Consider the following 9,954-nt stretch of genomic DNA (forward strand, 5'->3'; position numbering starts at 1 on the left):
TAAGGGGCGCGCGCGGGATGAGACTGGATCGAAGAGGGCTGGTGCTCGCGGGTTTGGCCGGCGTTTCGACGCTTTCCGCCGCCGGTTCCGCCGGCGCCCAGCCCCGGCCCTCCAACCCGACCGATCACTGGTTCAACGTCCGCGATTTCGGCGCCGTCGGCGACGGCGCGGCCATCGACTCCCCCGCCATCAACAAGGCCATCGACCACGTCGCGTCGCGGGGCGGCGGCACGGTCTACGTCCCGCCCGGGACCTACGCCTGCTACACCCTGCGCCTGAAGAGCAACATCATCCTGCACCTCGAGGCCGGGGCCGTGATCCTGGCCGCCGCGCCGACCGGCGTGGCGCCGAACGGCTATGACGATCCCGGTCCCGGCGCCGGCAACGCCTATCAGGACTACGGCCACAGCCACTGGACCAACAGCCTGATCTTCGGCGAAGGCCTGCACGACATCGCCATCGTCGGCGCCGGCCTGATCTGGGGCAAGGGCCTGACCCGCGGCCACCGCTTCCCCGACGATCCGCCGGACGTCAGCGGTCCCGGCGTCGGCGACAAGGCCATCGCCCTGAAGAACTGCCGCAACGTGCTGCTGCGGGACTTCAAGATCCTGCAAGGCGGCTGGTTCGCCCTGCTGGCCACCGGCGTCGACAATCTGATTATCGACAGTCTGATCGTCGACACCAACCGCGACGGGCTGGACATCGACTGCTGCCGCAACGTGCGGGTCACCAACTGCACGATCAACTCGCCGTGGGACGACGGCATCTGCCCCAAGAGCTCGTTCGCCCTGGGCTATGCGCGGCCGACCGAGAACCTGACGATCTCCGACTGCCTGCTCACCGGCAATTACGAGATGGGCTCGGTGATCGACGGCACGTGGAAGACGATGCCGCCGGGGTTCCACGGCTATGGCCGGATCAAGCTGGGCACGGAGTCGAACGGCGGCTTCAAGAACGTGACCATCACCAACTGCGTGTTCGACCACTGCTACGGCATCGCGCTGGAGACGATGGACGGGGCGCTGACCGAAGACATCGCCATCAGCAACATCACCATGCGCGGCCTGGGCTTTCCGCCGCTGTTCCTGCGCTTGGGCAGCCGCATGCGGGGGCCGGCCGGGGCCGCGGTCGGCAAGCTGCGGCGCATCACGATCCAGAACATCGTCAGCCACGGCGCGACCCCGCAGCCCTCGATCATCGCCGGCGTGGCCGGCCACCCGGTCGAGGACGTCAAGATCAGCGACGTCTACTTCCACCAGCTGGGCGGCGGTTCGGCCGAGCTGGCCAAGCGACAGCCGCCCGAGGCCGACAAGGCCTATCCGGATCCGGACATGTTCGGCGACTTGCCCGCCACCGGCTTCTTCATCCGCCACGCCCGCAACATCGAGATGAGCAACATCGAGATCGTGACCGAGGCCGCCGACGCCCGGCCGGCCTTCTGGATGCGGGACGTCCAAGACATCGACCTCTTCCGACTCCGCTTGCCCAAGGCCCCGTCCAACTTCGCGCTGGACCAGGTCACGGGCTTCCGGAGCTTCGGCGGCCGCTGGCTCGAAGACCGTCGCTTCGACGGGACGGTGAGCCAGACTTTCTAACCCCAGATCTTTCTACCAAGCGCAAGCGAGCGGCCCAAAGAGCCGCCTCAGGAGGGAACGACATGAACACCAAGCACTACTTCGGCGCGGCTTCGCCCGCCGTCCTGGCCGCGGCTTTGCTGCTTGTGCCAGCGCTGGCACAAGCACAAAACACATCGCCGGCTCCGTCCGGCAACGAGGCTTCAATGGTCGAGACCGTGGTGGTGACCGGCTCGCGCCTGGCCTCGCGCGGCTTCAGCGCCCCGACGCCGGTGGCGGTCGTGAGCGCCGAGGAATTCAAGCTGTCCGGCACGGTCAACGCCGAACAGCTGCTGGGGACCAATCCACAATTCGTGGGCTCGCAGAACAACGGCCAGACGGCCAACACCGTGCCTGGCGGCACGGCCACGCTCAATCTGCGCGGCTTCGGCGCCCAGCGGAACCTGGTGCTGGTCAACGGCCGGCGGTTCGCCATCGCCGGCGCCGACCAGACCACCGACATCAACACGATCCCCGTCTCGCTGATCAAGCAGACCGAAGTGGTGACCGGCGGCTCCTCGGCGGTCTACGGCTCGGACGCCATCACCGGCGTCGTCAACTTCATCATGCGAGACGACTTCGAAGGGGTCGAGATCAACGGCCAGACCAACTGGGACAGCCACACCACCACCCCCACCTACAATCTGGACCTGACGGTCGGCGGCAACTTCGCCGAGGGCCGCGGCAACGCGGTCGTCTCGATCAACTATCTGGATCGCGGCGCCATCTCGCGCGGGATGCGCGGACACTGGACCTATGACTCCCTGTCCGACGGCTGCGTGACCTCCGCCTCGTTCAGCAAGAGCAAGGCCGGCGTGCCTCTGGCCGTTCCGGGCGGCTCGACCTGCGCGGCGGCCGGCGGCCGCATGGGCCTGATCGCCGGCGGCAGCGGCGACATTCCCAACGGCCGCTTCACCGGCGTGCCGGCCGTCGGCGGCGCGGGCTCGACCCCGGGCCTGGACGCGGCGCTGATCGCCGCCGGCCTGGGTTCGATGGGCTCGCGCGGCTTCACCTTCAACACCGCTGGCACCACGGCCCGTCCCGCCCTCACCCCGCAGGACGATTTCAACCTGGGCCCGGACAACTATCTGATCATCCCGCAGAAGCGCTGGATGATGAACGCCTTCAGCCATTACGACTTCAACAGCCGGGTCACCGGCTACCTGGAAGGCCACTTCAGCAACAACGTCGTCGACATGCAGCTGGCGCCGACCAACATCAACGGCCCGTTCCTGTTCAACACCAACAACCCCTACCTCTCGGCCTCGATGCAGGAAGTTCTGCGTCAGATGGACCTGAAGGAGACCGGGACCACGACGGTGACCACCGGCACCGCGACGCGGACCACCGTGGCCGGCGACGGCCTGGCCGTGATCAATGTCGGGCGTCGCCTTCGCGAGATCGGCCTGCGCCGCAACAACGCCGAACGCAACGTCTGGCGCGTGGCGGCGGGCGTGCGCGGCGACCTGGGCAGCGTCTCCGACAACTTCCTGCGCAACCTCAGCTACGACGCCTACTACACCTACGCCCGAACCTCGGAGACCGACCACCAGGAAGGCAACGCCTCGCGCAGCCGCTTCCAGGCCGCCCTGCTCTCGGTCGGCGGCGCGGCGCCGGTGCTCAACGTCTTCGGCGAGAACATCTCGCCCGCCGGCGTCACCGCGATCTCGATCGCGGCCACCAACATCACCGAGGCCGAACAGCAGGTCGCCTCGGCTGGGCTGTCGGGCGAGCTCTTCAGTCTGCCGGCCGGCCCGGTCGACTTCTCGGCCGGTACGGAGTGGCGCTACAACGCGGCCCGCTACACCCCGGACGAGTTCCTGCGCTCGGGCGACGTGGTCGGCTTCAATCCCGGCCTGCCGACCGGCGGCAGCACCATCGTCAAGGAAATCTACGGCGAGGCCCGCGTGCCGATCCTGGCCGACCTGCCGTTCGTCAAGAACCTCAGCGCCAACGGCGCCTTCCGCTATTCCGACTACAATCTGAAGGGCGTCGGCGGGGTCTGGACCTATTCGGTCGGCGGCGCCTGGCAGGTGACCTCGGACGTCAACTTCCGCGGCCAGTTCCAGCACGCCATCCGCGCGCCGAACGTCGGTGAGCTGTACGGCGGCCTGGCCCAGAGCTTCGACGCGGCGACCGATCCGTGCTCGAGCCGCGCCCCGGTCGCCCAGCAGACCGCCGCGGTCCGCGCGATCTGCGTCGCCACCGGCGTCCCAACCGCCGCGGTCTTCACGCCCGGCGTGCAGTCCAACACCATCATCGGCAACCTGCAGGGCGGCAACCCGAACGTCGGCATCGAAAAGTCGGACACCTACACGTTCGGCGCGGTGATCACCCCCCGGGCCGTTCCCGGCCTGGCCATCAGCGTCGACTACTTCAACATCGACCTGGACGGCGCGATCTCGGCCTTGGGCGGCGGTCTGAACAACACGCTCAACCTCTGCTACAACATCGTCCAGAACGCCTCGAGCGAGTTCTGCCAGGCGATCAAGCGCAACCCGGTCACCGGCGAGATCGCGCCGCCCTATTACGCGACGATCACCAACGCCAACACCGGCGGCCTGAAGACGGCCGGCGTGGACTTCGTGGCCAACTACCGGTTCAGCGCCGGCTTCGGCATCCCGCACCTGAGCGACGACAGCCGCTTCGAGATCGGCACGGAGTGGACCTGGACCGACGAGTTCACCTCGACGCCCGTCCAGGCCTTCCCGAACATCAAGAACTACTGCGCGGGCGCCTACGGCCCGACCTGCGGCCAGCCGATCCCCGAATGGAAGGGCGGGACCCGGGTGATCTGGCGGACTGGACCGCTGACCCTGAACCTGCGTCACCGCTATATTGGCGAGGTCACGACCGACAAGTACATCCTGCCCAAGCGCGCGGGCGGGACCGTTCCGGCCCTGTCCACCCTGACCAACCCGAAGCTTCCGGCCCAGAACTACTTCGACATGTCGTTCACCTACGACATCGTCGAGAACGTCCAGGTGTACGGCGGGGTCAACAACATCGCCGACCGGGACCCTCCGGTCCTGGGCAGCTCGTCGCCGTCGGCCAACACCTACGCGGCCACCTATGACGTGCTGGGAACCACCTTCTTCCTGGGCGGCAAGCTGAAGTTCTAGAGACGTGATTTTCTAGAGATGTCTTGGGGAAGCGTGTGTTTCTGTTCGAGCGGCGGCGGGCGTGATCACCCCGCACCGCTCGACGCTTCCTCCAGGCCCGGGCGCGCGCGTTCGGCGGTCCTTCCCCGCCCTGCGCGCGCCCGAACGCCTTCCGAGTTCGACCGCTTTTGACAAGGCCTGTGCGATGCGCGTGAAACAGCTGGGACTGACGGGATTTTCGGCCCTGGCGCTGGCCGTGGCGGCGGCCGGGCCGGTGCTGGCCGCGCCGCCCGCCGCGACCTATCGCAACCCGATCCTGCACGCCGACTATTCAGACCCGGACGTGATCCGCGTCGGGACCGACTATTACATGGTGGCCTCCAGCTTCCATTTCTCGCCGGGCCTGCCGGTCCTGACATCCAGGGACCTGGTCCACTGGACGATCCTGGGCCACGTGCTGCCCAGGCTGACCTTCGCGCCGGAATACGACCTGCCCGGCCCGGTCCCCACCGACGACACCGGCGCGCGGATGCCGCGCGACCAGCGCACGGTCGGTCAGCGCTACGCCGGCGGCGTCTGGGCCCCGGCGATCCGTCACCACGGCGGGCTGTTCTACGTCTACTTCCCCACGCCCAACGAGGGGATCTTCATGTCGACGGCCGCCAGGCCCGAGGGGCCGTGGAGCAAGCCGGTCGCGGTGATCGCGCAGGCCGGTCTCGAAGACCCCTGCCCGTTCTGGGACGACGACGGCCAGGCCTATCTGATCCACGGCAAGGTCGGGGCCGGACCGCTGGTGCTGCACCGCATGACGCCCGACGGCAAGTCGGTGCTCGACGACGGCAAGGTCATCGTCGAGGACGCCAAGACCCTGCCCGTGCTGGAGGGCCCCAAGCTCTACAAGCGAAACGGCTGGTACTACATCTTCGCGCCGATCGGCGGGGTCGAGACCGGCCCGCAGGCGGTGCTGCGGTCGCGCGACATCTGGGGCCCCTACGAACACCGCGTGGTGCTGGCGCCCGGCAAGACCGCCTGGAAGGGTCCGCACCAGGGCGGCTGGGTCGAGACCCCCTCCGGCCAGGGCTGGTTCGTCCATTTCAACAGCGCCGGCGCCTATGGCCGGATCGTCCACCTGCAGCCGGTGTCCTGGAAGGACGACTGGCCGGTGATGGGCGAGCCGATCCCCGGCGCCGGGCCCGACGAGACCGCCGGCCAGCCGGTGGCCGAGCACGCGGCGCCCGATGTCGGCGGAAGCTTCCCGCCGGTCCAGCCCCAGACCTCCGACACCTTCTCCGGGAAGGCGCTCGGACCGCAGTGGGAGTGGAACCACAATCCCGACGACCGTCGCTGGAGCCTGACCCAGCGCCCCGGCTTCCTGCGCCTGACGGCAGGCCCCGCGCCGAACCTGGTCTCGGCCCGCAACACCCTGACCCAGGTGCTGCAGAGCGAGCACGCCGTCATCACCGCGCGCCTGGACGCCGGCGACCTGGTCGACGGGCAGCGCGCGGGCCTGGCGATGTTCGGCCAGGGGATCAGCTGGATCGGCGTGGCGCGGAAGGGCGGCGTCTCGCGCGTGACCTTCTCGTCGGCCGCCGTGGAGACCGCCGGGCCGACCCTGCCGGCCAAGGCCCTGGACCTGCGGGTCGAGGTCGCCGACCAGACCGCGCGCTACAGCTACAGCCTCGATGGGGGCAAAAGCTTCGTCGCCCTGGGCGGCCCCGCCCCGCTGCGCTTCAGCTGGTGGAAGGGCGCCCGCCCCGCCCTGTTCACCTACGGCGACCCGGTCCCATCTAAACAGAGCGGGGCGAAGCAGGGCGTCGCTGACTTCGACGGGGTGACGGTCAAGGCGGTGACGCCATGATCCGCCTCGCCGCCCTGGCCGCCCCCTTGGCCGTGATTGGCCTCGCCCTGGCCGTCGCTCCCGGCCTGGCCCTGGCCCAGCCGATCGACCGCCATGCCCTGGTCTCGCGCCACGACCCGACCCTGACCGCCGTCGATCCGCACGCGCCGATGATGGTCGGCAACGGCCAGCTTGCCTTCACCGCCGACATCACCGGCCTGCAGACCTTTCCCGAGCCGTACTCGCCCCTGGCCCCGCTGCTGACCATGGCCCAGTGGTCGTGGCACAGCTTCCCCAACCCCAAGGGCTACACCGAGGCCGACGGCCTGACGCCGGTGGACGTGCCCGGACGCGGCCGCCAGCCCTATGCCTGGATGAAGGGCGGGCTGGAAAAGCCCAATCCGGCCGACGCCTGGCTGCGCGAGAACCCGCATCATTTCTCGCTGGGCCGCATCGCCCTGGACCTGCGCGACGCCCAGGGCAAACCCGCCGTCTTCGCCGACCTGTCCCAGACCCGCCAGGCGTTGGACCTGTGGACCGGCGCCCTGACCAGCCGCTTCGTCTATGACGGCCAGCCGGTGACGGTGGAGACCCGCGTCCAGCCCGACCGCGACGTCGTGCTGGTCGAGATCGTCTCGCCCCTGGTGGCGGCCGGCCGGCTGGGCGTCTCGGTGCGCTATCCAGGCGTGTCGGCGAACCTGAACCCCGACCCGTCCGACTGGACCCATCCCGAGCGGCACACCACCACGATCGTCAACCGCGCGCCGGGCCGGCTGGTCCTGTCGCGGCGTCTCGACGGCACGGTCTACGGCTCGAGCATCGACGCCCCCGGGGCGACGATCGCGGCGGCCGGCCCGCACGCCTTCGCGGTGCGGCCCGGGGCCGGCGACCGGCTGGTGGTGATGGTCGGCTTCTCGCGAACCGCGAAGGCCCCGCCGCCCGTCGCCTACGCCGCCGCCCGCGACGCCGTGACCGCCCATTGGCGCGACTACTGGACCCGGGGCGGGGTCGTGGACTTCACCGGCAGCACCGATCCGCGCGCCGCCGAGCTGGAACGCCGGGTGGTGCTGTCGCAGTACCTGCAGGCCCTGAACGGCGCGGGCGACACCCCGCCCCAGGAAGAGGGTCTGTTCTCCAACAGCTGGAACGGCAAGTTCCACCTGGAAATGCACCCCTGGCATTCGGCCCATTTCGCGACCTGGGGGCGGCCCGCCGAACTGGAGCGCGGCCTGGCCTGGTACCTGGCCGACCTGCCCAAGGCCCGGGCCGAGGCCCGGCGGCACGGGGTCCAGGGCGCCTGGTGGCCGAAGATGGCGGGACCCGAGGGCCGCAACAGCCCCAGCTCGATCTCGCCCTTCATCATGTGGCAGCAGCCGCACCCGATCCTGATGGCCGAGCTGGCCTTCCGGGCCCATCCCGACCAGGCGACCCTGGCGCGCTACGGCGAGCTGGTCGACCAGACCGCCCGCCTGCTGGCGACCTGGCCGCGCTGGGACGCCGCGACCGGCCGCTATGTGCTGGGCCCGCCGATCATTCCGGTGCAGGAGAACTACGATCCCCTGACCACCCTGAACCCGACCTTCGAGGTCGAATATTTCCGGCGCGGCCTGCGGACGGCCCAGGCCTGGCGGCAGCGGCGCGGCCTGCCGCGCGACGCCCAATGGGACGAGGTGATCGCCAGGATGTCGAAGGTGGCCGAGCGCGACGGCCTCTACCTGGCGACCGAAAGCTCGCCCGATCTCTGGCGCCAAGCCGCCTCGCCGGCCTGCGACGGCCACGCCACGGGATCCTGCGAGAACCGCGACCACCCGTCGTTCCTGATGGCCTACGGCCTGATCGGCGGCGACTGGATCGATCCCGACACGATGCGCCGGACGCTGCGGGCCACCGAGGATCACTGGGACCTGCGCCAGACCTGGGGCTGGGACTTCCCGATGGTCGCCATGACCGCCGCCCGGCTGGGTGAGCCCGAGGACGCGGTCGACTGGCTGTTCAAGGACCTGAAGAACAACCAGTGGGGCGTGACCGGCATGACGCCGCGCGTCCATGTCGACGAGCACGCCGCGACCTTCACGCCCGGCGCGGCCGCCGCGGTCGGCCCCGACGGTCCGGGCTACCGGCGCGCCGCCGAGACCTATTTCCCGTCCAACGGCTCGCTGCTGCTGGCGGTCGGCATGATGGCCGCCGGCTGGGACGGGTCCAAGGGTTCCGCCCCCGGCTTCCCGAAGCCGGGCTGGACCGTCCGCGCGGAGGGCCTCACGCCCCTGCCCTAGATCCGACCGCGACGGGCCCGCCGTCTCGACCTTCTCCTCCCCGCTCCCTCCCCCGGTTTTGCTCCCATGACCACCCCCATGACCCGGCCTCTGGTTTTTCACGACGACCGCCTGTTTCCGGCCGACGGGCGCACGCGGGAGATCGCCCGGGCGCTGTACGGCCAGGTCAAGGCCCTGCCGATCATCAGCCCGCACGGCCACACCGATCCGGCCTGGTTCGCGACGAATGCGCCCTTCGAGGACGCCACCGACCTGCTGCTGGCCCCCGACCACTATCTGTTCCGCATGCTCTACAGCCAGGGGATCAGCCTGGACGCCCTGAAGGTGCGCTCCAAGGCCGGGGTCCCGGCCACCGACCCGCGCGAGGCCTGGCGGCTGCTGGCCAGCAACTTCCACCTGTTTCGCGGCACCCCGTCGTGGCTGTGGCTCAACCACGTGTTCAGCCAGGTGTTCGGCTTCACGACGTTCCTGAGCGCCGAGACCTCGGACGACTATTTCGACGCCATCAACGCGGCCCTGGCCACCGAGGCCTTCCGGCCCCGGGCCCTGTTCGACCGCTTCAACATCGAGACCCTGGCCACCACCGAGGGGCCGCAGGATCGGCTCGAGCACCACAAGGCCATCCGCGACAGCGGCTGGGGCGGCCATGTGATCACCGCCTATCGTCCCGACGCGGTCATCGACTTCGAGGACGAGCGCTTCGGCCGGGCCTTCGAGCGGTTCGGCGAGGTCTGCGGCCAGGACGTCACCAGCTGGAAGGGCTATCTGGAAGGCCACCGCCTGCGCCGCGCGGCCTTCATCCAAGCCGGCGCCACCTCGTCCGACCACGGCCATCCGACCGCCGCCACCGCCGACCTGTCCGCCGTCGAGGCCGAGGCCCTGTTCCAGGACCTGCTGGCGGGGAACGTCACCCCGGCCAAGGCCGAGTTGTTCCGGGCCCAGATGCTGACCGAGATGGCCAAGATGAGCCTGGACGACGGGCTGGTCATGCAGATCCACCCCGGCTCGCACCGCAACCACAATGTCGGCCTSYTGGCCACCCACGGCCGCGACAAGGGCGCCGACATCCCCATGCGCACCGAATATGTCGAGGCGCTCAAGCCGCTGCTGACCCGGTTCGGCAACGACCC

5 protein-coding genes are annotated in these 9,954 nt (G+C 69.7%); all 5 read left to right on the top strand.

Going from position 1 to position 9,954, the window contains the following annotated elements; genetic code table 11:
- Positions 1-41: 41 nt before the first annotated feature.
- Complete coding sequence (locus tag ASD38_RS21480; RefSeq protein ID WP_235523922.1) at positions 42-1,595, top strand: rhamnogalacturonidase; 1,554 nt, start codon at positions 42-44, stop codon at positions 1,593-1,595.
- Positions 1,596-1,657: 62 nt separating this feature from the next.
- Positions 1,658-4,735 (top strand): TonB-dependent receptor domain-containing protein, encoded by a 3,078-nt coding sequence (locus tag ASD38_RS21485; protein WP_056463297.1) that lies wholly within the window; start codon positions 1,658-1,660, stop codon positions 4,733-4,735.
- Positions 4,736-4,919: 184 nt separating this feature from the next.
- Positions 4,920-6,572 carry a glycoside hydrolase family 43 protein gene (locus ASD38_RS21490; RefSeq protein WP_056463300.1) on the top strand — a complete coding sequence of 551 codons (1,653 nt, stop codon included), beginning with the start codon at positions 4,920-4,922 and terminating at the stop codon, positions 6,570-6,572.
- The gene (locus ASD38_RS21495; RefSeq protein ID WP_056463304.1) at positions 6,569-8,824 is read left to right on the top strand and encodes a hypothetical protein; all 2,256 of its coding nucleotides are present in this window, start codon (positions 6,569-6,571) and stop codon (positions 8,822-8,824) included. Before ASD38_RS21490 ends, ASD38_RS21495 begins: the two co-directional genes overlap by 4 nt.
- Before the next feature lie 78 nt (positions 8,825-8,902).
- Positions 8,903-9,954, top strand: a 1,052-nt coding sequence (gene uxaC / locus ASD38_RS21500; RefSeq protein WP_056463307.1) for a glucuronate isomerase, incomplete at its 3' end; no start/stop codon positions are given.

Origin of the sequence: Caulobacter sp. Root487D2Y, from assembly GCF_001427165.1 — a bacterium.
Taxonomy (GTDB): domain Bacteria; phylum Pseudomonadota; class Alphaproteobacteria; order Caulobacterales; family Caulobacteraceae; genus Caulobacter.

Bases quoted from the DNA above. Each gene is read 5' to 3' on its own strand.
- ASD38_RS21485 (WP_056463297.1), top strand. From the start codon at position 1,658: ATGAACACCAAGCACTACTTCGGCGCGGCTTCGCCCGCCGTCCTGGCC.
- ASD38_RS21490 (WP_056463300.1), top strand. From the start codon at position 4,920: ATGCGCGTGAAACAGCTGGGACTGACGGGATTTTCGGCCCTGGCGCTG.
- ASD38_RS21495 (WP_056463304.1), top strand. From the start codon at position 6,569: ATGATCCGCCTCGCCGCCCTGGCCGCCCCCTTGGCCGTGATTGGCCTC.